General features: G+C 59.5%; 31 protein-coding genes and 1 tRNA gene. 14 read left to right on the top strand and 18 right to left on the bottom strand.

Annotation, left to right across the window (positions count from 1 at the left end):
- Positions 1 to 58: 58 nt before the first annotated feature.
- The 3 genes from ccoG to KIG99_RS19600 form a co-directional block, all read right to left on the bottom strand.
- Entirely contained in the window at positions 59 to 1,456 is a 1,398-nt protein-coding gene (ccoG, locus tag KIG99_RS19590; RefSeq protein WP_226461704.1) for a cytochrome c oxidase accessory protein CcoG, read from the bottom strand.
- 81 nt (positions 1,457 to 1,537) lie between these two features.
- Complete coding sequence (locus tag KIG99_RS19595; RefSeq protein ID WP_226461705.1) at positions 1,538 to 2,965, bottom strand: aminotransferase-like domain-containing protein; 1,428 nt, start codon at positions 2,963 to 2,965, stop codon at positions 1,538 to 1,540.
- A 68-nt stretch (positions 2,966 to 3,033) separates the two neighbouring features.
- The gene (locus KIG99_RS19600; protein WP_226461706.1) at positions 3,034 to 3,414 is read right to left on the bottom strand and encodes a hypothetical protein; all 381 of its coding nucleotides are present in this window, start codon (positions 3,412 to 3,414) and stop codon (positions 3,034 to 3,036) included.
- 113 nt (positions 3,415 to 3,527) lie between these two features.
- Between KIG99_RS19600 and KIG99_RS20820 the strand changes: the two genes are divergently transcribed.
- The 9 genes from KIG99_RS20820 to KIG99_RS19645 all read left to right on the top strand — a co-directional run bounded on the left by KIG99_RS20820 (position 3,528) and on the right by KIG99_RS19645 (position 9,960).
- Complete coding sequence (locus KIG99_RS20820; RefSeq protein ID WP_226461707.1) at positions 3,528 to 4,901, top strand: replication initiation factor domain-containing protein; 1,374 nt, start codon at positions 3,528 to 3,530, stop codon at positions 4,899 to 4,901.
- A gap of 20 nt (positions 4,902 to 4,921) precedes the next feature.
- The gene (locus KIG99_RS19610) at positions 4,922 to 5,221 is read left to right on the top strand and encodes a hypothetical protein (protein ID WP_226461708.1); all 300 of its coding nucleotides are present in this window, start codon (positions 4,922 to 4,924) and stop codon (positions 5,219 to 5,221) included.
- A 2-nt stretch (positions 5,222 to 5,223) separates the two neighbouring features.
- On the top strand, positions 5,224 to 5,463 hold the full coding sequence (locus KIG99_RS19615; RefSeq protein ID WP_226461709.1) for a hypothetical protein: 240 nt from the start codon (positions 5,224 to 5,226) through the stop codon (positions 5,461 to 5,463).
- Between the two features lie 68 nt (positions 5,464 to 5,531).
- A complete protein-coding gene (locus KIG99_RS19620) occupies positions 5,532 to 5,726 on the top strand; it encodes a hypothetical protein (protein WP_226461710.1) in 195 nt (64 codons plus the stop codon).
- Positions 5,727 to 6,041: 315 nt separating this feature from the next.
- Positions 6,042 to 6,260, top strand: coding sequence for a hypothetical protein (locus KIG99_RS19625; protein ID WP_226461711.1), 219 nt, complete (start codon positions 6,042 to 6,044; stop codon positions 6,258 to 6,260).
- Between the two features lie 150 nt (positions 6,261 to 6,410).
- On the top strand, positions 6,411 to 7,754 hold the full coding sequence (locus tag KIG99_RS19630; protein WP_226461712.1) for a hypothetical protein: 1,344 nt from the start codon (positions 6,411 to 6,413) through the stop codon (positions 7,752 to 7,754).
- Positions 7,754 to 8,074: a DUF2523 family protein gene (locus KIG99_RS19635; protein ID WP_226461713.1), complete on the top strand. Its 321-nt coding sequence runs from the start codon at positions 7,754 to 7,756 to the stop codon at positions 8,072 to 8,074. The genes KIG99_RS19630 and KIG99_RS19635 overlap by 1 nt, the downstream gene beginning before the upstream one ends.
- Complete coding sequence (locus KIG99_RS19640; protein ID WP_226461714.1) at positions 8,074 to 9,267, top strand: zonular occludens toxin domain-containing protein; 1,194 nt, start codon at positions 8,074 to 8,076, stop codon at positions 9,265 to 9,267. Before KIG99_RS19635 ends, KIG99_RS19640 begins: the two co-directional genes overlap by 1 nt.
- Before the next feature lie 312 nt (positions 9,268 to 9,579).
- On the top strand, positions 9,580 to 9,960 hold the full coding sequence (locus KIG99_RS19645; RefSeq protein WP_226461715.1) for a DUF4124 domain-containing protein: 381 nt from the start codon (positions 9,580 to 9,582) through the stop codon (positions 9,958 to 9,960).
- A gap of 387 nt (positions 9,961 to 10,347) precedes the next feature.
- Here KIG99_RS19645 and KIG99_RS19650 read toward each other — a convergent pair whose 3' ends face one another.
- From KIG99_RS19650 to mltG, 7 genes are read right to left on the bottom strand one after another with little or no spacing between them, the layout of a single operon-like run.
- Positions 10,348 to 10,932 (bottom strand): YybH family protein, encoded by a 585-nt coding sequence (locus KIG99_RS19650; protein ID WP_226461716.1) that lies wholly within the window; start codon positions 10,930 to 10,932, stop codon positions 10,348 to 10,350.
- Positions 10,933 to 10,983: 51 nt separating this feature from the next.
- A complete protein-coding gene (locus tag KIG99_RS19655) occupies positions 10,984 to 11,643 on the bottom strand; it encodes an ankyrin repeat domain-containing protein (RefSeq protein ID WP_226461717.1) in 660 nt (219 codons plus the stop codon).
- Positions 11,644 to 11,648: 5 nt separating this feature from the next.
- Positions 11,649 to 12,422, bottom strand: a complete 774-nt coding sequence (locus KIG99_RS19660) for a TatD family hydrolase (protein ID WP_226461718.1) — start codon at positions 12,420 to 12,422, stop codon at positions 11,649 to 11,651.
- Positions 12,423 to 12,429: 7 nt separating this feature from the next.
- Positions 12,430 to 12,792, bottom strand: a complete 363-nt coding sequence (locus KIG99_RS19665) for a PilZ domain-containing protein (protein ID WP_226439959.1) — start codon at positions 12,790 to 12,792, stop codon at positions 12,430 to 12,432.
- A 6-nt stretch (positions 12,793 to 12,798) separates the two neighbouring features.
- A complete protein-coding gene (holB, locus tag KIG99_RS19670) occupies positions 12,799 to 13,818 on the bottom strand; it encodes a DNA polymerase III subunit delta' (RefSeq protein WP_226461719.1) in 1,020 nt (339 codons plus the stop codon).
- Positions 13,815 to 14,429: a dTMP kinase gene (tmk, locus tag KIG99_RS19675; protein WP_226461720.1), complete on the bottom strand. Its 615-nt coding sequence runs from the start codon at positions 14,427 to 14,429 to the stop codon at positions 13,815 to 13,817. Before tmk ends, holB begins: the two co-directional genes overlap by 4 nt.
- Positions 14,426 to 15,421, bottom strand: coding sequence for an endolytic transglycosylase MltG (gene mltG, locus KIG99_RS19680; RefSeq protein WP_226461721.1), 996 nt, complete (start codon positions 15,419 to 15,421; stop codon positions 14,426 to 14,428). Before mltG ends, tmk begins: the two co-directional genes overlap by 4 nt.
- Before the next feature lie 91 nt (positions 15,422 to 15,512).
- On the opposite strand from mltG, the gene ygfZ reads away from it, so the two are divergent.
- Positions 15,513 to 16,529, top strand: coding sequence for a CAF17-like 4Fe-4S cluster assembly/insertion protein YgfZ (ygfZ, locus tag KIG99_RS19685; RefSeq protein ID WP_226461722.1), 1,017 nt, complete (start codon positions 15,513 to 15,515; stop codon positions 16,527 to 16,529).
- Positions 16,530 to 16,541: 12 nt separating this feature from the next.
- Complete coding sequence (locus KIG99_RS19690; protein WP_226461723.1) at positions 16,542 to 17,291, top strand: NRDE family protein; 750 nt, start codon at positions 16,542 to 16,544, stop codon at positions 17,289 to 17,291.
- On the opposite strand, the gene KIG99_RS19695 is transcribed toward KIG99_RS19690, so the two are convergent.
- From KIG99_RS19695 to guaB, 4 genes are read right to left on the bottom strand one after another with little or no spacing between them, the layout of a single operon-like run.
- A complete protein-coding gene (locus KIG99_RS19695) occupies positions 17,261 to 17,743 on the bottom strand; it encodes a L,D-transpeptidase (RefSeq protein WP_226461724.1) in 483 nt (160 codons plus the stop codon). The two genes, KIG99_RS19690 and KIG99_RS19695, sit on opposite strands and share 31 nt — an antisense overlap.
- Before the next feature lie 2 nt (positions 17,744 to 17,745).
- A complete protein-coding gene (gene tadA, locus KIG99_RS19700; RefSeq protein ID WP_264180441.1) occupies positions 17,746 to 18,255 on the bottom strand; it encodes a tRNA adenosine(34) deaminase TadA in 510 nt (169 codons plus the stop codon).
- Positions 18,252 to 19,886 carry a glutamine-hydrolyzing GMP synthase gene (gene guaA / locus KIG99_RS19705; RefSeq protein WP_226461725.1) on the bottom strand — a complete coding sequence of 545 codons (1,635 nt, stop codon included), beginning with the start codon at positions 19,884 to 19,886 and terminating at the stop codon, positions 18,252 to 18,254. Before guaA ends, tadA begins: the two co-directional genes overlap by 4 nt.
- Positions 19,887 to 19,946: 60 nt before the next feature.
- Positions 19,947 to 21,410 carry an IMP dehydrogenase gene (gene guaB / locus KIG99_RS19710; RefSeq protein WP_226461726.1) on the bottom strand — a complete coding sequence of 488 codons (1,464 nt, stop codon included), beginning with the start codon at positions 21,408 to 21,410 and terminating at the stop codon, positions 19,947 to 19,949.
- A gap of 69 nt (positions 21,411 to 21,479) precedes the next feature.
- On the opposite strand from guaB, the gene KIG99_RS19715 reads away from it, so the two are divergent.
- Positions 21,480 to 21,959 carry a DUF4124 domain-containing protein gene (locus KIG99_RS19715; protein ID WP_226461727.1) on the top strand — a complete coding sequence of 160 codons (480 nt, stop codon included), beginning with the start codon at positions 21,480 to 21,482 and terminating at the stop codon, positions 21,957 to 21,959.
- A 21-nt stretch (positions 21,960 to 21,980) separates the two neighbouring features.
- On the opposite strand, the gene KIG99_RS19720 is transcribed toward KIG99_RS19715, so the two are convergent.
- Both KIG99_RS19720 and KIG99_RS19725 read right to left on the bottom strand, forming a co-directional pair.
- Complete coding sequence (locus tag KIG99_RS19720; protein ID WP_226461728.1) at positions 21,981 to 22,307, bottom strand: RnfH family protein; 327 nt, start codon at positions 22,305 to 22,307, stop codon at positions 21,981 to 21,983.
- Positions 22,300 to 22,743 (bottom strand): type II toxin-antitoxin system RatA family toxin, encoded by a 444-nt coding sequence (locus tag KIG99_RS19725; protein ID WP_226461729.1) that lies wholly within the window; start codon positions 22,741 to 22,743, stop codon positions 22,300 to 22,302. The genes KIG99_RS19720 and KIG99_RS19725 overlap by 8 nt, the downstream gene beginning before the upstream one ends.
- 57 nt (positions 22,744 to 22,800) lie before the next feature.
- On the opposite strand from KIG99_RS19725, the gene smpB reads away from it, so the two are divergent.
- Together smpB and KIG99_RS19735 are read left to right on the top strand one after the other, a co-directional pair.
- Positions 22,801 to 23,250, top strand: a complete 450-nt coding sequence (gene smpB / locus KIG99_RS19730) for an SsrA-binding protein SmpB (protein ID WP_226439971.1) — start codon at positions 22,801 to 22,803, stop codon at positions 23,248 to 23,250.
- A gap of 7 nt (positions 23,251 to 23,257) precedes the next feature.
- Positions 23,258 to 23,884 carry a trimeric intracellular cation channel family protein gene (locus KIG99_RS19735; protein WP_226461730.1) on the top strand — a complete coding sequence of 209 codons (627 nt, stop codon included), beginning with the start codon at positions 23,258 to 23,260 and terminating at the stop codon, positions 23,882 to 23,884.
- Here KIG99_RS19735 and KIG99_RS19740 read toward each other — a convergent pair.
- Together KIG99_RS19740 and KIG99_RS19745 are read right to left on the bottom strand one after the other, a co-directional pair.
- Positions 23,881 to 24,480: a Crp/Fnr family transcriptional regulator gene (locus KIG99_RS19740; RefSeq protein WP_226461731.1), complete on the bottom strand. Its 600-nt coding sequence runs from the start codon at positions 24,478 to 24,480 to the stop codon at positions 23,881 to 23,883. The two genes, KIG99_RS19735 and KIG99_RS19740, sit on opposite strands and share 4 nt — an antisense overlap.
- Positions 24,481 to 24,653: 173 nt before the next feature.
- Positions 24,654 to 24,730 (bottom strand) — tRNA-Asp (locus KIG99_RS19745).
- Positions 24,731 to 24,754 lie beyond the last annotated feature (24 nt).

A 24,754-nucleotide genomic window follows, 5' to 3' on the forward strand; every position in this document is an offset into this window, starting at 1 on the left:
CTGTTAGCCGCTTTCCGACGTCAATCGGGACCGCCCCGCCATCGGCCGGGCGGGTAGTTCAAGGCATGCGGAAAGTACTCGCTTCTTCAGCCTGCAGTGCCGGATTGCGCGGTGAAAAGACCCGCAAGCGCAGCGCGTGCGTCCCTGTCGGCAAAGCATCAGCCGGCGCCGAGACGGTGACTTGCAGCGGCGCGATGCTGCCCGGTGCGGCGCTGACCGTATTGGCCCCGACGATTTGCAGCGCGGCATCGCCGACGACGGCGACAGCGACAGCGAATTCCTGTGCTTCCTCGGACAGATTCATGACCTGCAAAGTGTAGGCGTTCTCGATGCGCCCGTCGGCCGTCTCGCGGGCAAGCACGCCGCGGTCGCGCAGCACGTCGAAACGCAGCTCGGCATGGCGGCTGACGGTCCACCCGCCCAGCAAGGCAAAAACCAGTAGCAGCGCCGCATAGGCGACGACGCGCGGACGCCGGAACCAGGCCTGGCGGCGCGGCACGGCGGCAAGTTCGTTTTCCGAGGCGAAGCGGATCAGCCCGGTCGGTGCGCCGATCCGCGTCATCACCTGATCGCAGGCATCGATGCACAGGCCGCAGTTGATGCAGGCGTATTGCAGGCCGTCGCGGATGTCGATGCCGGTCGGGCAGACCTGGACGCAGATGCCGCAATCGATGCAATCGCCGGCCGGGGAACTGCGCCGCTGGCTGCTGCGCGGTTCGCCGCGCCCGTTGTCGTAGGCTACGCTGCGCGTTGCCGGGTCGAACATGACGCCCTGGAAGCGCGAATACGGGCACATGTGCTGGCACACCGCCTCGCGCGCCAGGCCGGCCTGGACGTACGTGAAGGCAGCGTAGAAGATCAGCCAGAAACCTTCCCAGGGACCGACCTGCCAGCCGGCCAGGGTCGGCAGCAACTCGCGGATCGGTGTGAAATAGCCGACGAAGGTGATTGCCGTCCACGCCGCCAGCGCCGCCCAGAGAGCGTGCTTGAGCGTTTTGCGGACAATCTTGTTCAAGGTGAGCGGGCCGCGGTCGAGTTGCAGGCGCGCCAGGTGGTCGCCCTCGACGCGCGCCTCGATCCACGTGAACATGCTGGTATAGACCGTCTGCGGGCAGACGAAGCCGCAGAACAGGCGGCCGGCCAGCGCCGTGGTCAGAAACAACCCGGTCGCCGCGATGAGCAGGACGAGGGCGAGCAGCAGCGCATCCTGCGGCCAGAGGACAAGGCCGAACAGGTAGAGTTTTTCGTGCGCGATATCAAAATGCACGGCCTGGCGCAGTTGACCGTTGGCCGGCCAGTTCAGCCAGCAGGCCCCGTAGAAGATGGCCTGGGTGAGGCCGACGCAGAGCCAGCGCAGGCGGTTGAAACGGCCGCTGACGGCCTTGGCGTGGATCTTTCCCTGCTTGCGGTAAAGCTCGAGTTTGGCGGCGCGGATTTTACTGACGGGCTGGCCCATTTCCTGTTTCCCCGTATGGCGATGGCAAAGCCGAAGTAGAGCATCGCAGGTGAAACAGCAACAGATTCAGGATATCAGATTTTATATAGGCACAGATTGGCTGGCGGCGCCGGCCAGGCGGCCGAGCAGGGCGATGGCGGCCTCTTGCCGCGCATTGTCCGGATGCCCAAAATTGAGGCGCAGGAAGTTGCCGTACTCGCGCTTGGCGGAAAAGATCGGCCCCGGTGCCGTACTGACGCCGTGCGCCAAGGCCTGCCGATGGACGCCCAGCGCATCGACGCCGGCCGGCAGTTCCAGCCACAGGAAATAACCGCCTTGCGGCCGGGCGATGCGGGTACCCGGCGGAAAATGCCGCTCGACGCTGGTGACCATCGCCGCCGCCTGGGCTGCCAGACACTGCCGCAACTGGCGCAGATGCTTGTCGTAGCCGCCCTGTTTCAGGTAATTGGCCAGCCCGATCTGGATCGGCACGCTGGTCGCCAGGCTGCTGGTCAGCTTCTGGCGGCGGATCTGCTCGACGTAGCGGCCGGCCGCCACCCAACCGATGCGATAGCCCGGTGCCAGGCATTTGGAAAAGGATGAAACATGCATGACCAGCCCGTCATCGTCGAGCGCCTTGCTGCACAGCGGCGGCTGCGCGCCGAAATGCAGCTCGGCATAGACGTCGTCCTCGATCAGCGGCACCTGGTGCTGGCGGAGCAGGGCGATCAGCTCCTTTTTGCGCGCATCGGGCATCAGGCTGCCCGACGGATTCGAGAAATTGAGCATGCATAGGCAGGCCTTGACCGGATGTCGCGCCAGCACCTCGGCCAGCGCCTCCAGGCTGAGGCCGTCGCGCGGATGGGTCGGGATCTCGACGACCTTGAGACCCAAGCGTTCGGCCGCCTGCAGACCGGCGTAGAAGGTCGGCGACTCGACCGCGATCAGGTCGCCCGGCTTGGTCACCGCCTGCAGGCAGAGATTGATGCCTTCCATGGCACCGGCGGTGATGATGATTTCCTGTGGCGCCACGTTGGCGCCGTGCGCCAGGTAGCGCAACGCGAGCAGGCGGCGCAGTTCGGCATTGCCTGGCGGCAAATCGTTGAGCGTGTCCTGTGGCATGAGATGGCGGGCGGCTGTGGCCAGTGAGCGCCCGAGCTTGGCAAGCGGAAACAGCGCCGGCGACGGAAAGCTGGAGCCGAGCGGCAGCACGGCGCTGTCCTTGCTGCTGTCGAGAATGCGAAAGATGAAGTCGCTCACTTCCAGTCCGGTCGAATCGCTGCCGGGCTGCGTCATGCTCGGCTCGGGCAGGCGCGGATCAAAGCGGGCACGCACGAAGTAACCGGACTTCGGTCGCGCCTCAACCAGGCCGCGACTTTCCAGCAACTGGTAGGCACTGCTCACGGTGATCGGGCTCAATCCCTGCGTCCGGCAAACCTGGCGGATCGAAGGCAAACGATCACCAGGCCGGAGCAGGCCGTCGGCAATCAGCTTTTCGGTAGTGGCAGCGAGCTTTTGGTAGAGACTCATTCGCGAATGGTATCAGCCAGGGAAACAAAACCTGAACGCAATCGGACGTGCTTGAAATATACGGTAGTTTACATAATACAAAACGCCCCAGCGGCGAAAGTCAGTATTGGTGCGGCTTCAGCGGGGGCCGCTGTCACAAAGTTTGTGACAATTCCCATAATTAGCGCATAACTCGCCATTTTCCCGAAATTCTGCGCATTTGTGACAAAAGGGAGCCAGAAAGCGCGTTTCTCCTCCTTCCGCTCTGTTGCTAGTTCCGACGCTGCTATTACTGCTTTTAGCTCAACATTTAGCAGTTCCGATAATTTGACGCATGCCATGGCCGGAAGTCCTCGCTGATGGGCCTTTGCGTTGGTTATATTGTTAGGAATAACGCCGAGATAGTCAGCTAACGCAGTAACGCTGCCTTTTTCAATAATTCCCGCTTCGATGTAGTCGCGCAGTTCCATTTCTAGTCCTTTAGCCATATTGACCAACCAAAATTGATTGCGCTTAAATGCGATCAAATTTGGTTGTCTATCAATTTCGGTTGATGGGTCGACGATATCACAAGGGGCGTTTTGTGCGAATTCGCAAAAGTAACAAGCTGAAAGCTGTGTCTCCCGAACTGGTCGAGACTGCATCGCGCATGACTGCGGATGATTTCCGCACTGCCTTTGATCCGCTCGGCGCAGATCTGGCTCACCTCAAAAAACTAGACGTGCAAAACAAAGCTTCGCAACAGCGCCTTGCTCATACCTATGCTCCCCGGCTCCGCGGCGCGGAGCGGCCCGACGCGAAGGAGGGCGCGCAGCGCGGCGGATGCCCCCCCCATGCTAACAGGGGGGAAAAAGGTTCCGAAGGGGCAGAGCACGTCAAACTGGTGATTGAGGGTGGGGTTTTGAAGGAAGTCCCCAAGCGTCGCGGATTTGGTGGGGATTCCGCCTTCGTTGATTGGGTCAATTTCACCTTCAGTGAAGAGACCATTCTTAGCACTTCCCGTTCTGCTCGCCGTGTTGTGGAAATCGACGGCGAACTGTCGGAAGAATTCGACGGTGCAAACGGCATGGTTCCGGTGACGGATTACGAAGTCATGGTTGCCATGTCGGCCCGACTTGAATTCATCTTTGGCTTCGGTATCCGTGGCAAGCGCGGAAAGGGCATGCACTTCTACCGCGATTCGTGGGATATCGGCGATTCATGGGGCGTTGTTTGCCACGGCGGCAACCGCGGTAGCGTCCTCGTATCAATCAATGGTTCCGGGCTGGCAGCGGCCAAAACAGGCTGGGAAATGCGCCTGAAAAACTTCCTTGAAACTGCTGATCGTGGTCGTCTGACTCGCGTCGACTTCGCCCATGACGATTTCACGGGCGAGACATACAGCGTCGACAAGGCTGATCGCGACCATACGGACGGCCTTTTCCACATTCACGGCATGCACCCGGACTGTGAGCATCGCGGCAACTGGAAACACCCGAACGGCAAGGGGCGCACCCTCAACATCGGCAACCGTAAAAATGGGAAGTTCTGCCGGGTCTATGAAAAAGGTCGCGAGCTGGGCGACAAAAACAGTGATTGGGTGCGCATTGAGGTCGAGTTTAAAAACGTCGACCGCGTTATCCCCCTGGACTGCTTGCTCGCTCCCGGTGAGTACCTCGCCGCGTCCTATCCGGCCTTTGCGTTCATCAGCGAAAAACAGTCACGCATCGAAACAAACCGGCGTGTTGCACAAGCCAATGTTGATAGCACCTTTGACTGGCTCCGCCATCAATGCGGTGCGTCCATCGGTCGTCTTGTCGATCTGTTCGGCGCAGATGACGTCCTGAAAAAAGTCGTTCGCGATGGCTTTCCGGCGTGGTTCAAGGTGCCCGACTTCAAGCTGGCTCCTGAAAGCATCCATCAATTTAGCCGTCAAGTTTTTCCGGTTGTCCTTTCTGAACAAGCTGCCGTCTGGTAGCACAAATGGAGATTCAAAAAATGGAAGCAAAAACGCAATGTCTGGTACTCGGTGCCAAGTTCTTCAAGGGCGAAATTGAAGGTCAGCATCACGACATGACCAAGCTTTTCGTAGCCATGCCGGTGTCGGAGAAGGATACGGCCAGCTACGGCAAAGCTGGCCATGATGCGATTGACCTCAAGTTCGGTACCTCGGAAGAGTATCAAAAGCTGAAGTCTCTCCCGTTTCCGATCATGGCCGAACTCGGCCTGAAGCTGACGACGGACGGCTATGAAGTGCTGTCCTTCCGCGCCATTTCGCAGCAGCCAAAGGCCGCTTAATCATGTCTCTGCTCGACGTTCGCAGGGTTTATGTCGTACAGGACCGGGCGACCGGTTCGTTCGTCGACATCAATATGAGCTTCGTTTTTTCGCTCAAGCATGCGGCGCGGGCAGAGTCTCTTGATGTTGTACGGGAGTCGATGAACTGCGCGATCTATGACGGCACGCTGGATTGCCCGATGGGCTATGACGTTCACACCTTCTTCGTGCCGGCCAACGAGTGGGAAGCGTCCGCGTCATGACTCGCTTAAATCTCTCGATGCTCTGGCTTCTCTTCTCTTTTCCGTGTCTTGCTCACGCTGATACGGCCATGGAAATCATCTATGGCAAGTGGGTCAAGGTCACTCCGTCAGAGGTTCTTAAGCCCGTGTCGGACTACGTTCCGCCGCGCTCCGCTGCTGGTGCTGTCACCAACGAATATAAGCGCAAGCCGGAGGGGCAGGTTGTTATTCACGCCTTCCAAAATCCCGTTCCTGCGCCCTTCGTAAAGCCGGGGTCCAAGTAATGGCCGTCTGCACCTCTCTTGCCCTTGTCTCCGGTGTCCAGGTGCTGTCTCCGACTGCCGTTGATCCATCGGTGTGCTCTGGCCCTGTCGTCCTGTCCTCGACTGAATATGTCAATTGGACTGCCCAAATAGCCGCGTTCGGCTGGGATTCTGGTCTGTTTGAAAAGACATGGCAGGGTGGCCTGCTCATTTTTGCTACTGGTTTCGGTGTCGGCCTGCTTATTTCTCTAGTCCGAAAGCTTCGCGTCTAGTTCCTGCTGCGTCGATCTTGAACAGTCGACGCGGTTTATCCAACCTCTCTAAAGGAGAAAAACCATGTTCAATCGTGCTTGTTCCCGTGTTGCCATTGCCGCCTCTGGCGTTTTCGCTTTCGCCATGTCTGGTCTTGCCGCTGCTGCGGTCGATACCACTGCGGTTGAAGCTGCTCTCACGACTGCGCAGGGTAGCGGTGAAGGCGTTGGCGGCAAGGTCATTGCTGTTGTGGCCGGTCTGGTCGTCGTCGGCGTGATCATCGCCCTCGTCAAGAAGATTTAAGGGTGATTCAGGGCGCACTTCCTCTGCCTCGCATTGGGAGTGCTGTCCTGATTTTTTCCACTTCAAAAAACGGGGCGTTTCGGTGATATCAATCCTTGTTGGCGCTCTCCTTGTTGCCGTCTTTGTTATCGGCGTTCGGATCGGCTCTCTATGATCGCCCGTCTATTTCTCGTTGTTCTCGCGCTGCTCTCTGCGCCGTCGTTTGCTGCGGATCCGGCGATTCCCGCGACAAAGGAAACAGCCGTTAAGGTTGATGGTTGGGTGACCGATAACGGTGCCTATTTCCCTAAAGGTAAATTTCAGGAAGGTCCTTTGACTCTTGCCGGTGGTATATCGGCTTGTAAGGCGTTTCAGCCTCCGGGGTCTAGCGAGTATCTATCTTTTACTCCTAATTCGGACATTACCGCTGGTAACTGCATCTGGCGTGATGCTGTGGTTTCTAATTGGGTGGTTCAGTTCGCTATTGTTGTTTACAAGCATTGTCCGGCGGGTTACTCGGATGTCTCGGGGGTTTGCGAAAAGTGGGTTTGTCCAACTGGTTACACTGGTCCGACTATGATCGGCACCGTCCGCATGTGTGAGCCGTCTAATCCTTGCGCTGATCGCGACAAAAAGCCTAACGACTTTCTCTGGGTTTCCTACAACAAGGGGCAATCCCCATACGGCTATCGCTGCAAGGATGGTTGTACGGTTTCCCAGACTGGCCCTGTCTCGCATCCCACAATGAACCCTAACGGCGACTGGTACACCGGCGGAACTGCCGATCGTCACGACTTAATGCAAATTCAATATTATGCAATTAAGTGCGAAGCCAATGCCCCTCAGTCGTCCCAAGGCGACCAGCCCCCGCCCAAGGTTCCTCCTGTTCCTAAGGCTCCAAAATGCGACCCCGGCGAAGGCGTGCTCACCACTTCTACCGGCAAGGTTGCCTGCGTTCCTGAGGGCACCATGGGTGCAGCAAAGCCCGCCGAGTCTGACACGCAAAAACGCGAAGAAGATGCCAACGGCGTAAAAAACACGACGAAAAACACGACAAAAGACCCTGTTACCGGTGCCACAACCGTTACGGAAAAAACAACGGATGCCAACGGCAATGTAATTTCTAGTTCGTCGTCCTCCAGCGGTGCCGGTGGTGGTGGCGATAATTCGGGTGACGAGCCCGGCCAGTGCGCCAAAGAGCCGGATTCACCTATCTGCAAAAAAGGCACCATCAAGGACAAGGGCAATTACGGCACTGATCAGGACGGCAAGCTAGAACAGGCGAAGGCTGAACTATCGGCTAAGTTTTCCGAGATTCGCGGCGCTTTGTCTAACCAGTTTCGCTATAACGGCTCCACTGGCGGCGGCTCGTTGCCATGCCCTGCGCCCGTCACTGTCCTCGGCGCGACTATCTCGTTTTGTGTGGCTGACTACTCCTCTAGCCTCTCGGTCATTGGCGATATTATTGTTTTCGCAGCCACCATCATTGCTGCAATCATCGTGGTGACTGCCTAATGTTTGAGTTCCTAAATTCAGTATCGGATTTCTTCCAGTTCGGCATATACGGCTGGTTTGAAGAGACCGCGATTTACCTCACGTCGACGCTGCTTATCTGGTGGGTTAAAGCGCAAATTTCATCCATTGAATTCGCTTGGGGTGTCGCGCAGCAGATCCTGCAGGGCTTCGATGTGGCGTCGAAGATCGCACTCGGTTTTTCCCAGCTTCCCGGTGATGCTGCGGCTACCGCTGCATTTTTCCGCTTTCCCGAAGCTGTTAGCATCATCGTGAGCGGCGGCGCTACTCGCTTCGTTCTCCGTATGCTGCCGGGGTTCTAATGCCCATTAAAATTCATCACGGCCCCCCAGGGTCATTTAAGACGGCTGGGGCCATGGCAGATGACTTCATCCGCGAAGCCAAGGCGGGGCGCTTGATTGTTACCAACGTTCGAGGGGTCACAAGGGAGCGCGCCTTAAAGGTCTTTCCAGACCTGCCGGATACCTTCGATGTAATCAATGTTCCCGATACCGACGAAGAAGGGCGCAAGCGGTGGGCTGAGTGGTTCCACTGGGTGCCTAAAGGTGCCTTTATCTTCGTTGACGAAGTGCAAGACATCTGGCCGAAGCGCTGGAAAGAAGCCGACATTCGCGCCCTCGACTATCCGGGCGGCTTGCGCAAAGCTACCGCCGATGATCGCCCGTTCTGCTGGGATCAGGCGTGGGATAAACACAGACATTGGAACTGGGATATAGTCGCCACCTGTCCCGCTTATTCAAAGGTTCGCGAAGATATTAAGGCTGTTGCAGATGCTGCGTACAAGCATAAGGACCTTGCGCTGATCGGTTGGACTGGTCGCTATGTTGAGGCGATGCACCTCGCGGACGATACTGGCAAGGCGCAGTCTGATTTCCTGACCATCCAGCAAAAGAAGGTTCCTTCCCATGTCTTTAAGCTCTACGACTCAACCGCCACAGGCGCATTCCGCGTCAATGCCAACGGCTTCAACCTTTTCAAGTCGCCTCGCGTCGCGTTACTTCTCGCTGTACTGTGCGGCGCTCTCTATATGGGCTTTGCTGGCCCTCCCATTAAGCTCTTTCCGGGTTCTCCTTCGGTGGCTACTGCAAACCCCGGCGGCGCGGCTTCTTCGTCGTCTGGTGCTCAGGTTAGGCCTGTTTCTACTGTCGCTGTATCTCCTGTCGATTTTTCTAAGGATGCTCGCGTAGAGCCGTTGATTGATGGTGATGCCTTCATTCTCGCTTCGTTCCGTGGTGCCGGTCGTCATATGCGCTATGAGCTTCGCCACAAGGGCGCGCGCATCACTGACGAGGATTTGCTTGATATGGGCTACGCCGTCACGCCTCGCGGCTTCTGTGGCCTGCACGTTGCGCGTGATGGCTTCCAGCGGTTCATAACCTGCGACATTCCCAAGGAAGAGCGCAGGGAACGTGAGGCTGAAAAGAGTGTTGTCGCTGCTGACAAGGGCAGGGCGGGGCGTGATTCTGTTCCTGTCGATCCTCCCTTAAATGGTTAGCGTCGGGAGTGTCGCGGGCGGTGTCACAAGTGCTGCGGCGACGCCGCCGCAATAGACGCCCTCCGCATCCTCGGCTATCGTCCTGGTTAGATCGCACTAGACTAGACCGATCAGCGGGTCATATGACCAAAGCCGACCCCGAAGGCCATGCACTCAAACCGCTCACCCCTCTACAAACCCGCTTTTTCCTCTTTGGTGCTGGCTGTAATTCATTTTCTAGGCCTGATAGATCAGGGCGCTAGGCTGGTGAGCCCCGGCCTGTAAGGGATTCGCTAGTATAAAATGATAGTTTCATCATCTCGGGAGGGTCGCATGCGCTATCTATTTTTGCTGTTGTTGTTAGCGGCTCAATTGGCCAGCGCTGACGCTTACAAATGCAAAGGCGAAAATGGTAAGGCGGTCATTACTGCTACGCCATGTGAGGCTGGCTATACGGGCGTAGGTGTGGCCAGGTCAGATAGCACAGACCAGCACTCATATAATCAAGCGCAGGCCGATCTGCGTCGTCAAAAAGAATGGCTTGCGGGTCGTGAGGAAGCTCAGCGAAGGGATGCTTCAATCGCTCATCGTCAGTCGTCAGTTGCTGCGCTTCCGTCGCCTCCGGTTCCAGAACAGTCCAGTTCCGGTTCGATTTTTGATAAGTCGTGGGGCTGCGGCGGTCGTTCGTGTCCTTCAACAGCTACAAGGCGTTGATTTCATCGGGTCGTGTTTCAGTTTTCGCTTTTCCCGGCTGACACAAAAAGCCATTTCGGTGCGATTGCCAATTACTACTGGCAGCTTCGGGCGATTCGTCCGCATCAAGGCGCTAGGCGGCGGTGGTTGTATCGTCAGATAGCGAAACATAAGGCCATTTTGATTGCCGATGGATACGACGTGGAACTCTTGCGTCTGTGGTGCCGGCAGTGGGCAAGGTGCTATCGCGAAGAGTCCAGGGTGCGTTTTCAGGTCTATTTACAAAATAATTCGACTATTTCGCAAAAAACCCGATGGACATAAAAATATTCTGCGACTTAACATAATACAAATTATGCGTGTATTTGATCCCGCAAAAACCACCTTTTCGGTGGTTCTTGTTTCGACTTAGCGTTTTGCCGGTGAAAACGATTCTTCCTCGATCAGCCAGTGTCCTTCGCTACGCCGCAATTGCAGTTTCTTGATGCCCTTGTCGCTACGGATCTGCGAGCGATAGTTCTGCGAGAACGTCACGGTTGCCTGATTCAAGGAGTCGACAACGATTTTCGGCTCGCCCAGCGTCAGCTCGATTTTTCCGGCCTGCGCGATAACGCGTTTGCGACTGGCCTGCCAGTTTGCCGGGCCAACTTCGCGTCCCTTGAAGTTCGGCGTGTAGAACGCCAGGTAGGCATCGACATCACGGGCTGCCCAGGCGTCGCGCCAGGCATTCAGAGTGCTGCGAATCTCGCTTTCCGTCGTCGGGCCTGATTCAGCGGCCTTGCTGACAGGTGCCGCAGCTGCCGGACTGGCGGCAACACTCATCGGCACGGCGGTTTCAACGCTCGCCTCTGTTTTGCCACTCGTCTGGACGCTTTCGCTTTGTGCCGGTGCATCGAACAGCCAGTCAATCGTCTTGTTGCAGCCGGACAACCCCGGAAGGATTGCCAGCGCGGTCAATAGTCCAACGGTGCCTTGTCCAAATACCCTTTTCATTACTCCCCCCTCGTTTGGCATATGACAGAGTCGCCATACTCTCACATAAGCTTACTGAATTTCTATGCTTACCGAGCGTCCGGACTTGCCGCCAGCTCGCCGCAGCAGGTCGCCGATGTCGGTGTTCTGGTTCTTGAGTGCAACATCGAGTGCCGTTTCTCCGGACTGCAGTGTTCTCGCCGGATCAGCCTTGTTTTTCAGGAGCAGTTCGACGATTTCGCGATGGCCGCCGCGAGCTGCGGCGATCAACGGTGTCGTGCCATTTTCGCTGGGTGAGTTCAGGTCGGCCCCGGCCTTGATCAGCAATTCGGCAATGTCGAGACGACCGGCAAATGCGGCATAAGCTAGCGGTGTCCAGCCCGGCATATTGACGTTGGCGCCAGCCGCCAGCAACAGTTCTACCACTTTGCGGTGGCCGAAATAAGCAGCCAGGCGCAGCGCAGTATCACCCGAAGCATTGCGGGCGTTGAGCTTGGCGCGCTGCTTGATCAGGAAATCGACCAGTTCGGCATGGCCGTCCCGAGCGGCAAGCATCAGCAGCGTATTGCCGTCGATGTCGGTACTGTCGATCGAAGCCCCCTTCCCGGTCAGCGCGGCGACTTCACGCGTGTCACCGAGCTTGGCGGAGCTGATCAGGTCATCATAAGTTGCCGCTTGGGCGAAAACAGGGAGCAACAGCGCGACCGCTACGGTCAACAACGTTTTTTTCATGATTTTCAAGGGCGCTTGGCGTGTTTGAAGAGGCGGAAGAAGTTGTCGGTCGTTGCATCCGCCAGCTGTTCGGCTGACAAGCCGCGCAGACGGGCGATTTCTTCGGCGACGTGCATGACATAGGCCGGCTGGTTGGGCTTGCCGCGATACGGCACCGGCGCCAGATAGGGCGAATCGGTTTCGACCAGAATGCGGTCGAGCGGGCATTTCTGCGCAACTTCCTTTACCTGGCTGGCATTCTTGAAGGTGACGATGCCGGAAAACGACAGATAGAAACCGAGATCGAGCGCCTGGCGCCCGATTTCCCAGTCTTCGGTAAAACAGTGCATGACGCCGCCAACCGTATCAGCGCCCTCTTCCTGCAGCAGGCGCAGCGTGTCGGCTGCTGAGTCGCGGGTATGCACGACCAGCGGCTTGCCACAACGTTTGGCGGCTTCGATATGGGTGCGAAAACGGGCGCGCTGCCATTCCGGCTTGTCTTTCTGCCAGTAATAATCGAGACCGGTTTCGCCAATGGCAATGATCTTGGGATGGCTGGCCAGCTCAACCAGGCGATCTGCCGTCGGCTCCTCGACATCGGTGTATTCGGGATGCACACCAACGGTGGCAAACAGCCGCTCGTCCTGTTCGGCAACCGCCATGACCCTGGCGTGATCCTCGAGATTGACGCCAATGCAGACGGCGCACCCTACCCCGTTTTCCTGCATGCGTTGCAGGACATCAGGCAGACGATCCGCCAGATCCGGGAAATCAAGATGGCAATGCGAGTCGACCAGCATGGGTCGCTTAAAGCGTATGCGTCGGACGGGTGGATTGCATGACGCCGCCGAGCAGGCCCTCGATCTTGCGGCGCGCTTCCTGACCACTTTCGTCATTGTTGAAATGCACGCCGATGCCCTGCGCCCGGCCATTCTGGGCGCCCGGCGGAGTGATCCAGACGACGGTGCCGGCAATCGGCAGCTTGGCCGGATCATCCATCAGCGACAGCAGCATGAAGACTTCGTCACCGAGGTTGTAGCCGCGCGTCGTCGGAATGAAGATACCGCCACTGCGCAGATGCGGCATGAACGCAGCGTATAGCGCGGATTTCGAGTTGATGTTCAGCGAGAGAACGCTCGGGCGCTGCGGGGCGGATTTGGCTTCACTCATCGTTGATCAATTGGCAAACAGGGCTCGATAGTCCAGAAAAACACCTTCCAGAAAAAGTTTTGCGTTGAGCGGTTGCTCTGCTTCCTGGCGGCGTTTAATCATGTCGCGGTAGGCGTGGTTCAGGCGTACGGCCGGAATCATATCAGCCAGACCGGATATTGTGGCCTGCTGCGGCAGAAAATATCGCACTGGCAAGCCGTTGCGGGCCATCGTCAAATCGACCAGCCATTTTTGCAGGGCTTCAACAACGGTCTTGAGCAGCAGCTTGCCCTTGCTGTCCTTGATGACCTTTTCCAGTTCGGCTGCTATGCCGAGCGCATCGGCATTCCTGCCGGTCGACAGGCGTTTGATCAGCATTTCCAGCCAGGCGCCCTGCCCGGATGCCGACAACTCCAGCGCCAGCCCCGGCGAACCACCGGCCAGCGCCAGCCAGCGCCCGGCGTCGGCAAGCCCGGCTTCAGCCAGTGCTTTCTCGGCGGCCTTGGTTTGCGGCAGCGGTACCGGTACCACCTGGCAACGACTGCGTATCGTCGGCAGCAGACGCAACGGTTCATTGGAAATCAATAAAAACAATGTTCCTGGCGCAGGTTCTTCAAGTGTTTTGAGAAGTGCGTTTGCGGTATTGCGATTCATCGCTTCGGCCGGATTGACCAGAATGATGCGCAAACCGGCGCGGTGCGTACCGATGGTCAGGAAGTCGTCGAGCCCCCGCACCTGATCGATGGTGATCTGCTGGCTCGGCTTTTTCTTGCCGTCCTCGACCTCGCCTTCATCGGACAAGGCGTCCGGTTGCAGCAGACGAAAATCGGGGTGGTTGCCCTGGCTGTACCAGTTGCAAGCCAGGCATTTGCCACAGGCCTGACCGTTGCCCTGCGGCTGTTCGCACAGGAGGCTGGCGGCAAACAGGCGCGCGAGATCGTACTTTCCCGTACCTTTCTGGCCGACCAGCAACAAGGAATGCGGCAACTGCTGGCGACGCGCCTGCAGTCCAGCCCAGACTTTGCTGTGAAGATCAATAACGTTCATAAACAATTCGTTGTGACGATTTGTTCAAGTGTTTTACGAATATCTTCCCGGCTGTGATTGGCGTCAACAACCCGAATGCGCGACGGATTGGCATGAGCGCGCTCGATATAAGCCTGGCGCACCCGCTCATGAAAGTCGGCACGTTCCTGCTCGAAGCGATCCAGCACCCGGCTGGCCAGCGCGATACGTTCACGCGCCACATCGAGCGGCAGATCGAAAAGCAGCGTCAGGTCCGGCTGCACATGCTCATGCACCCAATGTTCAAGGGTCAGGAACTTGCTACGATCCAGGCCGCGCCCGCCGCCCTGATAGGCGTAGGTGGCATCGCTGAAACGGTCGCAGATCACCCATTCGCCACGCGCCAGCGCCGGTTCGATCAACTGCGCCAGGTGTTCGCGTCGCGCCGCAAACATCAGCAGCGTTTCGGTTTCCAGATGCATCGGGTCATTGAGCAGCAGAGCACGCAGCTTTTCACCAAGCTCGGTGCCGCCCGGTTCACGTGTTACCTGAACCGTTTTTCCCTGCGCCCGCAGCCATTCGGCCAGCCATTCGACATGGCTGCTCTTGCCGGCACCGTCGATGCCTTCGAAAGTGATGAATTTACCTTTCACTTTCCTCCCCTTTGATATTTGTTAACTGCACGATTGTGTTCGTCGAGCGTACGCGAAAATTCGCTGCTGCCGTCGCCGCGTGCGACAAAATAAAGCACGTCGCTTGGCGCCGGATGCAATGCCGCCTGCAGCGAAGCCAGGCCGGGCATGGCGATCGGTGTCGGCGGCAGACCCGGCCGACGGTAGGTATTGTACGGCGTGTCTTCGAGCAGGTCGCGCTTGCGCAGGTTGCCGTCGAAGCCTTCGCCAAGGCCGTAGATCACCGTCGGATCGGTCTGCAGCAGCATGCCCTTGCGCAGGCGGTTGACGAATACGGCGGCCACTTTTGTCCGGTCGCTCTCGCGCCCGGTTTCCTTTTCGATGATGGATGCCATGATCAGCGCTTCATCTGGCGTCCGGTACGGCAGGCCGGCATCGCGCCGCGGCCATTCGCTGTCCAGCCTGGCCTGCATCGCACGCACGGCGCGGGCGAGCAACTCGAGGTCACTCGACTGCTTGTCGAACATGTAGGTATCGGGAAACAGGCGGCCGTCGAGCACACCGCCGGCAATGCCGAGCTGTTCGGCGAGCTGCGCTTCGGACAGACCGCTGCTCAGGTGCTGCAGGTCTGGATGCCGGTCGAGACGGGCGCGCCACTGGCGGAAAGTCCAGCCCTCGACCAGCGTCAGGTTGCCCAGCGTGGTTTCACCCCGGGTCAGCTTGGTGAGCAGTTGCAAGGGCGTAACGCCGTTGCTGGCCGAGTAGCTGCCGGCCTTGATCCCCGTTTCAGCCTTTTGCAGACGGGCCAGCCCGGCCAGCAGATTCGGCTCGACCGTGATGCCGGCGTCGCGCATCTGTCCGATCGCCGCGCGCAGGCTGCTGCCCGGCGTCACGCGAAAATCGAGGGGCGAGGTTTTGAGTGTCAGGGGCTGGTTGGCCCAGTACCAGATGCCGGCGGCCGATGCGGCCAGGAGCAGGAAAACCAGAAAAAATGCTTTAATTAGGAAGCGCACGGGAACTCGATGGTTGCAGGCCGGTCTTGCCCGTGTGAAACGAGCACGTTTAAACGGGCGATATAATATCCCAAACCCCTCAGGAGCCCTCATGAACCCCAACTGGCGCAGTTTTCTCGAAGCCGCCGAAGGCAACTTCGACAGCGCATCTTCCGATCTTCTCAACTTTGGCGATGCTGCTGGCGAATTGCAGGCAGCCACCAAGCAGACAATCATCACGCCGCTGACCCATCTCGGCCTGATCGAAGTCAGCGGCGACGATGCCAAGACTTATCTGCACAGCCAATTGACCAGCGACATCAATCACCTGGCTGAAGGCAAGGCGCAGCACAGCGGCTGGTGTACGGCCAAGGGCCGTTTGCAGGCGAGTTTCCTCGCCTGGCGCAAGGGTGACAGCTATCAGCTGGCGCTGGCCGCCGACTTGCAGGAAGCAACCCAGAAGCGCCTGCAGATGTTCGTGCTGCGCGCCAAGGTCAAGCTGACGGCGCTTACCGACAGCACGGTGCTGCTCGGTGTTGCCGGCCCGCAGGCAGCGGAAGCGCTGGCCGATGCCGGCCTGCCCTGCCCGGCCGAAGCGATGACTACGGCACAAGAGGCAGGCAATACGGTGATCCGCCTTGACGCTTCGCGTTTCGTGATCGTTGCGCCGCAGGATGCCATGGCAAGCCTGTGGCAGACGCTCACCGTCAAGGCCCGCCCGGTTGGTGTGCCGGTCTGGCGCTGGCTGGATGTCGAAGCCGCTTATCCGCTGGTCACGCTGGCGACCAAGGAAGAATTCGTGCCGCAGATGGCCGACTTCGAAAAAATCGGCGGCGTCAGTTTTCAGAAGGGCTGCTATCCGGGCCAGGAAATCGTTGCCCGCACGCAGTACCTGGGCAAGGTCAAGCGCCACCTCTTCCGCCTGCGCAGCGCGCACGCGCTCAAGGCCGGCGACCCGCTGTTCTCGCCGGACAATCCCGACCAGCCCTGCGGCACGGTAATGACCGTCGCGCCGGCACCGAGCGGCGGTTTTGCCGCCCTCGCCGTCGTCCAGTCCAACTTTGCCGACAACGTGCATCTCGAATCGCGCGAAGGCCCGCAAGTTGAAGCGGTAGCGGTCAACCCGTAAAAAAGGGCAAAAATGTGCCTGATCGTCGTCGGCTGGCGGGTGCATGCGGCTTACCCGCTGCTGCTTGCCGCCAACCGCGACGAGTTCCATGCCCGGCCAACAGCCGCCGCGGCGCGCTGGCCGGATGCACCACAGATCGTCGGCGGCCGCGATCTTGAAGCCGGCGGCACCTGGCTCGCGGTCAGCGCCGGCGGTCGCCTGGCGGCCGTGACCAATGTGCGCGAACCCGGAATGGCCAAGGGCGCGCGCTCGCGCGGCGAACTGACGCACAACTTCCTGCTCGGCAGCGAATCGGCGCTCGACTACGCAACGCAAATCGATAGTGCAGCCTATTCCGGCTACAACCTTCTGCTCAGCGATGGCGAGGAACTGGTCTATACCTCGAACCGTGACGACGCACCGCGCGTGCTCGCGCCCGGCATTTACGGCCTGTCGAACCATCGCCTGGACAGCCCGTGGCCAAAACTAGAGAAGGCGCGCGCCGGTTTCGCGCAGGCACTGGTAACGCTGCCCGACGAAAATGCCTTTTTTTCGCTGTTGACCGATAGCGAGATCGTCGCCGACGACAAGCTGCCGCAGACCGGCGTGCCGCTCGAATGGGAACGCCTGTTATCCGCCGTTTTCGTGCAATCGGCCAGCTACGGCACGCGCGCCTCGACCGTGGTCAGACAGGACTGCGCCGGCAGCTTTCGCCTGCACGAACGCAGCTTCGGGCCGAACGGCGAGCTGCTTCAGTCTTCGGTGATTTCCACCGGCGTGTAGCACGGCACCCGATCGAACAACTCGATCAGGTCGGCGTTGCGCATGCGCACGCAGCCGTGCGAGCCGGGCGTCGTCATGTCGGTGACGTCGGGCGTGCCGTGGATATAGATGTAGCGGCGCATGGTGTCGACGCAGCCGTGCCGGTTGCGCCCGGCTTCGCAGCCCGACAGCCAGAGGATGCGGGTCAGGATCCAGTCGCGGCCGGGAAACTGCTCGGCCAACTCCTGTGTCCAGATTTCGCCGGTCGGTCGACGCCGCACGAAGACCGTATTTGCCGGCTGGCCGGCACCGATTTTGGCGCGAATCAGGTGTTGACCGCGCGGCGTCTGGAAACTACCGGATACCTCACCGACTCCGGCGCCAGCGGTCGACACCGGATATTCGTGCAAAACCTCGCCGTTGTCGGCGAACAGCGTCAGCCTTTGGCGTGCGACGGAAACCAGCAGTTTCATGCTTATTTCTTGCGTCGACCGGCAAAGAACTGCGACAGCATGCTGCTGCACTCGGCCGCGAGAACGCCGCCTTCGACCGTCGCATGATGATTCAGGCGCTCGACGCCGAACAGGTCGACAACGCTGCCATGCACGCCGGTCTTGGCATCGCGCGCGCCATAAATGACGCGGCTGATGCGGGCATGCATGATGGCGCCAGCGCACATCGCGCAAGGTTCCAGGGTCACGTAAAGCTCGCAACCCGGCAGGCGGTAATTGCCCAAAGCCCGCGCCGCATCGCGCAAGGCGGCGATTTCGGCATGCGCCGTCGGATCGCTTTCACCGATCGGCGAATTGAAGCCGCGCCCGACGATCTGGCCGTTGAGCACAACGACGGCGCCAACCGGCACTTCGCCCAGGCATTCGGCAGCACGCGCCAGCGAAATCGCCTCGCGCATGAAATACTCGTCGCCGAGACCGTTGACCGGTTCGGCGACGTCCGTCTCGAAGAAAGGTTCGAACGCTTCGCTCATTCCCACTCGATGGTGGCCGGCGGTTTGCCTGACACATCGTACACGACACGGTTCAGACCGCGCACTTCATTGATTACCCGATTGGACACCCGCCCAAGCAGTTCGTACGGCAGGTGCGCCCAGTGCGCGGTCATGAAGTCGCTGGTGACCACGGCGCGCAGTGCGACGACATTCTCGTAGGTGCGGCCATCGCCCATCACGCCGACGCTCTTGACCGGCAGGAAGACCGCGAAGGCCTGGCTGGTCAGGTCGTACCAGGTCTTGCCGATGTCGGCCTCAGTACAGGCTCCAGCCGCGACATCACGTTCGGTGGCGACGGTAGCACGCAGTTCGTCAATGAAGATTGCATCGGCGCGCTGCAGCAGGTGCGCCGCCTTCAGCGTCACTTCGCCGAGGATGCGCACGCCCAGGCCCGGACCCGGGAACGGATGGCGATAGACCATCTCGCGCGGCAAACCCAGCGCCACGCCGAGTTCGCGGACTTCGTCCTTGAACAGCTCGCGCAGCGGCTCAAGCAGCTTCAGATGCATATCTTCCGGCAGACCGCCGACGTTGTGGTGGCTCTTGATGGTGTGGGCGCCCTTCTTGCCCTTGCCGGCTGATTCGATCACGTCCGGGTAGATCGTGCCCTGGGCCAGCCACTTGGCGGAGACCAGCTTCTTCGACTCGGCCTGGAAGACTTCGACGAATTCCTTGCCGATGATCTTGCGCTTCTGTTCCGGATCGGAGACGCCGGAAAGCTTGCCCATGAAGGCGTCGACCGCGTCAACGCGGATCACCTTGACGCCGAGATTGCGCGCGAACATGTCCATCACCATGTCGCCTTCGTTGAGGCGCAGCAGGCCGTGATCGACAAAGACGCAGGTCAGCTGGTCGCCGATGGCGCGGTGGATGAGCGCGGCGGCAACCGAAGAGTCGACGCCGCCGGACAGGCCGAGAATGACGTCATCCGTGCCGACCTGGGCGCGGATGGAGGCAACGGCTTCGGCGATGTAATCGCCCATCACCCAGTCGGTACCGCAACCGCAGATGCCATGCACGAAGCTTTCGAGAATGGCACGGCCCTGCACGGTATGCGTGACTTCCGGGTGGAACTGCACGGCGTAGAACTTGCGGCTCTCGTCGGCCATGCCGGCGATCGGGCAGGACGGCGTCGAAGCCATGGTCTTGAAACCGGCGGGCAATTCCATCACGGAGTCGCCGTGGCTCATCCAGACCTTCAGCATGCCGTGGCCTTCGGCCGTGGTGAAGTCGGCAATATCCTTCAACAGCGCCGTATGGCCGTGGGCACGGACTTCCGAGTAACCGAACTCACGCGCCTTGCCGGCCGCTTCGGCAGTCATCACCTTGCCACCCAGTTGCTGCGCCATGGTCTGCATGCCGTAGCAGATGCCGAGTACCGGAATCCCCAGATTGAACACCACCTCCGGCGCCCGCGGCGTATCGCCTTCGGTCACCGAACTCGGGCCGCCGGACAGGATGATGCCCTGCGCGCCATAGCTGCGGATGAAGTCTTCCGACACGTCGTACGGGTGGATTTCGCAGAACACCTTGGCTTCGCGCACGCGACGGGCGATCAGCTGAGTCACTTGCGAACCGAAATCGAGGATGAGGATTTTCTGGTGAGCCATTTTCAAAACCTTGAATAAAAAGGGCGGCTCCGGGAGCCGCCCTCAGTAACACGGAAAGAATCAGTCGAGGTGGTAGTTCGGCGCTTCCTTGGTGATCTGCACGTCGTGAACGTGAGATTCGCGGATGCCGGCCGAGGTGATTTCGACGAAACAGGCGTTGTCATGCATGTGCGCAATCGTCGGGCTGCCGAGATAACCCATCGAGGAACGCAGGCCACCGACCAGCTGGTGGATCACGGCGAGCACCGAGCCCTTGTAGGGCACACGACCTTCGATACCTTCCGGCACGAACTTGTCGACGTTGTTGGTGTTTTCCTGGAAGTAGCGATCCGACGAACCGGCCTGCATCGCGCCGAGCGAACCCATGCCGCGATACGATTTGTAGGAACGCCCCTGGAACAGTTCGACCTCGCCCGGCGCTTCTTCGGTGCCGGCGAACAGGCCGCCGAGCATGACCGTGTCGGCACCGGCGGCGATCGCCTTGGCGATGTCGCCGGAGTAGCGGATGCCGCCGTCGGCAATCATCGGCACGCCGGTGCCCTTGAGGGCGTCGGAAACATTCTGGATGGCGGTGATCTGCGGCACACCGACACCGGCAACGATACGCGTCGTGCAGATCGAACCCGGGCCGATACCGACCTTGACGCCGTCGGCACCCATATCAACCAGGGCGCGGGCCGCATCGGCCGTGGCGATATTGCCGCCAATGACTTCGATCTGCGGGAAATTGCGCTTGACCCACTGGACACGGTCGAGCACGCCCTGCGAGTGACCGTGCGCCGTATCGACGACGATCACGTCGACACCGGCTTCAGCCAGTGCCTCGACGCGCTCTTCGGTACCGGCACCGACACCAACGGCGGCACCGGCGCGCAGACGGCCGGTTGCATCCTTGTTGGCGAGCGGATGTTCGGTGGACTTCAGGATGTCCTTGACAGTGATCAGACCACGCAGGTGGTACTGGTCATCGATCACCAGCACGCGCTCGAGGCGATGCTTGCGGATCAATTCCTTGGCGTCTTCGACGCTGGCTTCTTCATTGACCGTGACCAGGCGCTTGCGCGGCGTCATGATCATCCGGACCTGCTGGTCCAGATTGGTTTCAAAACGTAGATCTCGGTTGGTAACGATACCGACCACCTTGCCGGCCTTGTCGATCACCGGCAGACCGGAAATCTTGTGCTGACGGGTGATCTCGATCACGTCGCGCACCGTCATCAGCGGCGAAACCGTGATCGGGTCGCGCAGGATGCCGGATTCAAAGCGCTTGACCTTGGCCACTTCGGCCGCCTGGGCCTTGGGAGAAAGGTTCTTGTGAATGATACCGATGCCGCCTTCCTGAGCCAAAGCAATGGCGAGACGACCTTCCGTCACGGTATCCATCGCAGCCGACAGCAGCGGCAGGTTCAGGGTGATATTGCGGGTCAGGCGTGTTGCCAGACTGACGTCGCGGGGCAGAATTTGGGAATGAGCGGGGACGAGCAGGACGTCGTCGAAAGTGAGGGCTTTTTGCAGCAGTCGCATGGCCTTTAGCCTTTAATCCAAGGTCACAAAATCGTATTATACAGAAAACCAACGGAAACCCAGACCACCATGAAATCTCCGCTCATTTTTGCCCTTTGCGTCATGTCGACCGTTGCCGCCGTTTCTGCCCAGGCCCAGACCTATCAGTGGAAGGACAAGAACGGGCGCACCGTGATCTCCGATACGCCGCCACCAGCCTCAGCCAGATCAACACAAATCGGCGAAGCTGTACCGCCAGTTACTACGCCTATACCAGACACCAGCAAATCAGCCACCCCTCCCCAAACCTCGGCAGACAAGGATCTTGACTTCAAGAAGCGACAAAAGGAAGCCAAGGAGAAAGCCGACAAGGATGCCAAGGACCAGGCCGCCGCGGCAGAAAAGCGCGAGGTCTGTGATCGTGCCCGGCGCAATCTCGCCGCCCTTGAGTCAGGCCAGACCCTGGCCACGCCGGACGAGAGCGGTCAGCGCCAAGTCCTCGACAACAGTCTGCGCGAACAGGAAATCGAACGGGCAAGAAAAATTATGGCAGAAACCTGCAACAAGTAATCTGCCGCTAACAATAAACGGTCAGGCTTCAGGGGCGTCGGCATCACCGGCGCCTTTTTTCATGATCTTGCCTTCGGCGGCGCGCTGCTTGCGCACTTCTTTCGGGTCGGCAATCAGCGGCCGGTAGATTTCGACACGATCACGATCGCGCAAGATACTGTCGAGCTTGGAAAGCTTGGCGAAGACACCGAACTTGTTTTTCTTGAGATCGATTTCCGGATGCTTGACGAGCAGACCGGAGGCTTCCAGCGCCTGCAGCAGGGTGGCGCCTTGCGGCAACTTGACGCCGACCAGCGCCTGTTTGTCGGCAAGTGCATAGCACACCTCGACATTGATCATTTCAGCCATGGCTGGCTCCATAAACCTGGGTAGCGCGACGCACGAAGGCATCCACGAAAGTATTGGCGATATGGCTGAACACCGGCCCGATCACCTTTTCAAAAAGCTTGCTGGAAAACTCGTAATGCAACTGGAACTCGATCTTGCAGGCGTTCTCGGCCAAGGCCCTGAAATGCCATGAACCCTCCAGCCGGCGAAACGGACCATCAACCAGCCGGATCTTCATCACCGCAGGGAACTCCTTGTCGTTTTCCGTCGTGAAGCAGGATTTGACCGAGTGGTAATTGATATGCAGGGTCGCCACCGTTTTCTGCGCATCACGAAACTTGACTTCGGTCTGGCTGCACCAGGGCAAAAAGGCCGGATAATCCTCGCAACGATCCACCAACTCGAACATGCGGGTCGCGGATTGTTCAATCAGTACTGTTTTTTCGACCAGAGCCATGCGGCAGCTACGTTCCTGTATCCTGTAAAATGGCGATTTTAATGGATCACTGGCAGCATGAGCATCACGGTCAACAAAAAAGCCTTCCACGAGTATTTCGTCGAAGAGAAGCACGAAGCCGGCATTGCCCTCGAGGGATGGGAGGTCAAGGCGATTCGTGCCGGCCGGATGAACATCAAGGAATCCTACGTCATCATCAAGAATGGCGAGATCTTCCTGATCGGCATGCACATCACGCCGCTACCCAGCGCCTCGACCCACGTCCACCCCGATCCGACCCGCACGCGCAAACTGCTGCTGCACCGTACCGAGATCGCCAAGCTGATCGGCAAGGTGGAACGTGCCGGCTACACGTTGATCCCGCTCGACCTGCACTACAGCAAGGATCGCATCAAGCTCGAGGTCGGCCTGGCCAAGGGCAAGAAACAGCACGACAAGCGCCAGGACGAAGCAGAAAAGGATTCCAAGCGCGAAGCCCAGCGCGCGATGAAGGAACGCCTGCACTAAGGTGAGCATGGACGCCCTGCTCTACTGGGTCGGCCTGGCCGCCGTGGCAGTCAATGCCCTGACCGGCGTCCTCGACGCAGGCCGCAAGCAGATGGACCTGGTCGGCGCCCTGCTGGTCGGTGTTGCCACGGCACTCGGCGGCGGCACCATTCGCGACCTGCTGCTCGACCGCAACGTATTCTGGGTGGCCGACCAGACCTACCTGATTGCCGCACTCGGCACCGGTTTTGCCACCTTTTTCCTGGCCCGGCGCCTGCCGCTGCATCCGCGCTTTTTCCTGATTCCCGATGCAATCGGCCTCGCCTTGTTCACCGTCGTCGGCACGCAAGTCGCGCTGCAGTGGCACACGCCCTGGCTGGTCGCCAGCCTGATGGGCGTCACGACCGGCGTGGTCGGCGGCGTCTTGCGCGACATCCTGTGCAACGACGTGCCTCTGGTTTTTCTCAAGGGCGAGCTCTATGCCAGCGCGGCCTGGATCGGTGCATTGACGCTGATCGGCCTGCAGGCGCTGGATATTCATGCGGTGAACGCGAGCTGGATCGCAATGGCCGTGGTTCTGGCATTGCGCCTCGCTGCCATGCGCTACCACCTGACCTTGCCGGCCTTCCGTCAGAAACTGGAAAACGCCGACTAAACCGCGGCTAGGCCATCCAGGTTGACGCTGAAGCTGCGCGTCGCATGCACGCCGCTGATTTTGCGCGGCGCCAGTACCTCGGCCCGTTCCAGCTTCTTGATGATGCGCGAGATGGTCTCGAAACGCAGGTCGGTGATGTCAGCCATATCCTGCCGTGCCGGCAGAACGACACTGCCGGAAGCATCGGCAAGCAGGCGAATCAGGTTGACGACGCGGGCGAGCGCCTCGCCGCCGCGCAAGGCCACGACATCGGCGGCGCGCTTCTGGGCGATGGCCAGCGACTGAAGCAAGGACTCGCCGGCCGCCACCTCCCCCTCCGGCCAGGGCGAAAGATCACATTGCGTCAGCGCCGAAGCACTGAAAGTGTAGGCACCGAACAGCAGGGATTCGCAACCGATGATGTCGCCGGCAATCGCCAGGCTGGCAAAGCTGGACTCCCCGGAAGCGGCGAGCGCATCAAGCCGGACCACGCCGCTCCGTACCCGCCAGGCCAACCCGTCGCAACCGGAACGATAGATCGCCTCACCGGAAGCGCAGGCACGCGCGGCGCGAGTCGGAATACTCTTGTTACGGTCGACCAGTGAAAACAGGCCCATTTCGAACCTCATCGATAAGCAGAGAATGACGCGACAGAAGTGCGGGAGAAAACAGCGCGCCGAGCTTAGCGGCGAATAGCGCGGACGGGAATGCGGCAAATTGCCGCAGCACCAACAAAAAAGGCTGCTTTCAACCCGGGGTCCGGATGAAAAACAGCCTTGCTTGCTGATGCTGGCGGAGTGGACGGGACTCGAACCCGCGACCCCCGGCGTGACAGGCCGGTATTCTAACCAACTGAACTACCACTCCGCGGCGAATCGCCCGTTTTGCAGC

It is taken from the genome of Quatrionicoccus australiensis, from assembly GCF_020510425.1.
Taxonomy (GTDB): Bacteria; Pseudomonadota; Gammaproteobacteria; order Burkholderiales; family Rhodocyclaceae; genus Azonexus; species Azonexus australiensis_A.

What these genes read in the sequence shown, in the direction of transcription:
- KIG99_RS19635 (WP_226461713.1), top strand. Translation starts at nt 7,754, where the DNA reads ATGTTTGAGTTCCTAAATTCAGTATCGGATTTCTTCCAGTTCGGCATA.
- guaA (WP_226461725.1), bottom strand. Translation starts at nt 19,886, where the DNA reads ATGGCTCACCAGAAAATCCTCATCCTCGATTTCGGTTCGCAAGTGACT.
- KIG99_RS19660 (WP_226461718.1), bottom strand. Translation starts at nt 12,422, where the DNA reads ATGCTGGTCGACTCGCATTGCCATCTTGATTTCCCGGATCTGGCGGAT.
- KIG99_RS19665 (WP_226439959.1), bottom strand. Translation starts at nt 12,792, where the DNA reads ATGAGTGAAGCCAAATCCGCCCCGCAGCGCCCGAGCGTTCTCTCGCTG.
- KIG99_RS19640 (WP_226461714.1), top strand. Translation starts at nt 8,074, where the DNA reads ATGCCCATTAAAATTCATCACGGCCCCCCAGGGTCATTTAAGACGGCT.
- KIG99_RS19615 (WP_226461709.1), top strand. Translation starts at nt 5,224, where the DNA reads ATGTCTCTGCTCGACGTTCGCAGGGTTTATGTCGTACAGGACCGGGCG.
- holB (WP_226461719.1), bottom strand. Translation starts at nt 13,818, where the DNA reads ATGAACGTTATTGATCTTCACAGCAAAGTCTGGGCTGGACTGCAGGCG.
- tadA (WP_264180441.1), bottom strand. Translation starts at nt 18,255, where the DNA reads ATGAGCGAAGCGTTCGAACCTTTCTTCGAGACGGACGTCGCCGAACCG.
- guaB (WP_226461726.1), bottom strand. Translation starts at nt 21,410, where the DNA reads ATGCGACTGCTGCAAAAAGCCCTCACTTTCGACGACGTCCTGCTCGTC.
- KIG99_RS19720 (WP_226461728.1), bottom strand. Translation starts at nt 22,307, where the DNA reads ATGGCTGAAATGATCAATGTCGAGGTGTGCTATGCACTTGCCGACAAA.
- KIG99_RS19690 (WP_226461723.1), top strand. Translation starts at nt 16,542, where the DNA reads ATGTGCCTGATCGTCGTCGGCTGGCGGGTGCATGCGGCTTACCCGCTG.
- KIG99_RS19735 (WP_226461730.1), top strand. Translation starts at nt 23,258, where the DNA reads ATGGACGCCCTGCTCTACTGGGTCGGCCTGGCCGCCGTGGCAGTCAAT.
- ccoG (WP_226461704.1), bottom strand. Translation starts at nt 1,456, where the DNA reads ATGGGCCAGCCCGTCAGTAAAATCCGCGCCGCCAAACTCGAGCTTTAC.
- KIG99_RS19625 (WP_226461711.1), top strand. Translation starts at nt 6,042, where the DNA reads ATGTTCAATCGTGCTTGTTCCCGTGTTGCCATTGCCGCCTCTGGCGTT.
- KIG99_RS19695 (WP_226461724.1), bottom strand. Translation starts at nt 17,743, where the DNA reads ATGAAACTGCTGGTTTCCGTCGCACGCCAAAGGCTGACGCTGTTCGCC.
- KIG99_RS19740 (WP_226461731.1), bottom strand. Translation starts at nt 24,480, where the DNA reads ATGGGCCTGTTTTCACTGGTCGACCGTAACAAGAGTATTCCGACTCGC.
- KIG99_RS19600 (WP_226461706.1), bottom strand. Translation starts at nt 3,414, where the DNA reads ATGGAACTGCGCGACTACATCGAAGCGGGAATTATTGAAAAAGGCAGC.
- KIG99_RS19620 (WP_226461710.1), top strand. Translation starts at nt 5,532, where the DNA reads ATGGAAATCATCTATGGCAAGTGGGTCAAGGTCACTCCGTCAGAGGTT.
- KIG99_RS19655 (WP_226461717.1), bottom strand. Translation starts at nt 11,643, where the DNA reads ATGAAAAAAACGTTGTTGACCGTAGCGGTCGCGCTGTTGCTCCCTGTT.
- ygfZ (WP_226461722.1), top strand. Translation starts at nt 15,513, where the DNA reads ATGAACCCCAACTGGCGCAGTTTTCTCGAAGCCGCCGAAGGCAACTTC.
- KIG99_RS19630 (WP_226461712.1), top strand. Translation starts at nt 6,411, where the DNA reads ATGATCGCCCGTCTATTTCTCGTTGTTCTCGCGCTGCTCTCTGCGCCG.
- KIG99_RS19595 (WP_226461705.1), bottom strand. Translation starts at nt 2,965, where the DNA reads ATGAGTCTCTACCAAAAGCTCGCTGCCACTACCGAAAAGCTGATTGCC.
- KIG99_RS19715 (WP_226461727.1), top strand. Translation starts at nt 21,480, where the DNA reads ATGAAATCTCCGCTCATTTTTGCCCTTTGCGTCATGTCGACCGTTGCC.
- KIG99_RS19725 (WP_226461729.1), bottom strand. Translation starts at nt 22,743, where the DNA reads ATGGCTCTGGTCGAAAAAACAGTACTGATTGAACAATCCGCGACCCGC.
- smpB (WP_226439971.1), top strand. Translation starts at nt 22,801, where the DNA reads ATGAGCATCACGGTCAACAAAAAAGCCTTCCACGAGTATTTCGTCGAA.
- KIG99_RS19645 (WP_226461715.1), top strand. Translation starts at nt 9,580, where the DNA reads ATGCGCTATCTATTTTTGCTGTTGTTGTTAGCGGCTCAATTGGCCAGC.
- KIG99_RS19650 (WP_226461716.1), bottom strand. Translation starts at nt 10,932, where the DNA reads ATGAAAAGGGTATTTGGACAAGGCACCGTTGGACTATTGACCGCGCTG.
- KIG99_RS19610 (WP_226461708.1), top strand. Translation starts at nt 4,922, where the DNA reads ATGGAAGCAAAAACGCAATGTCTGGTACTCGGTGCCAAGTTCTTCAAG.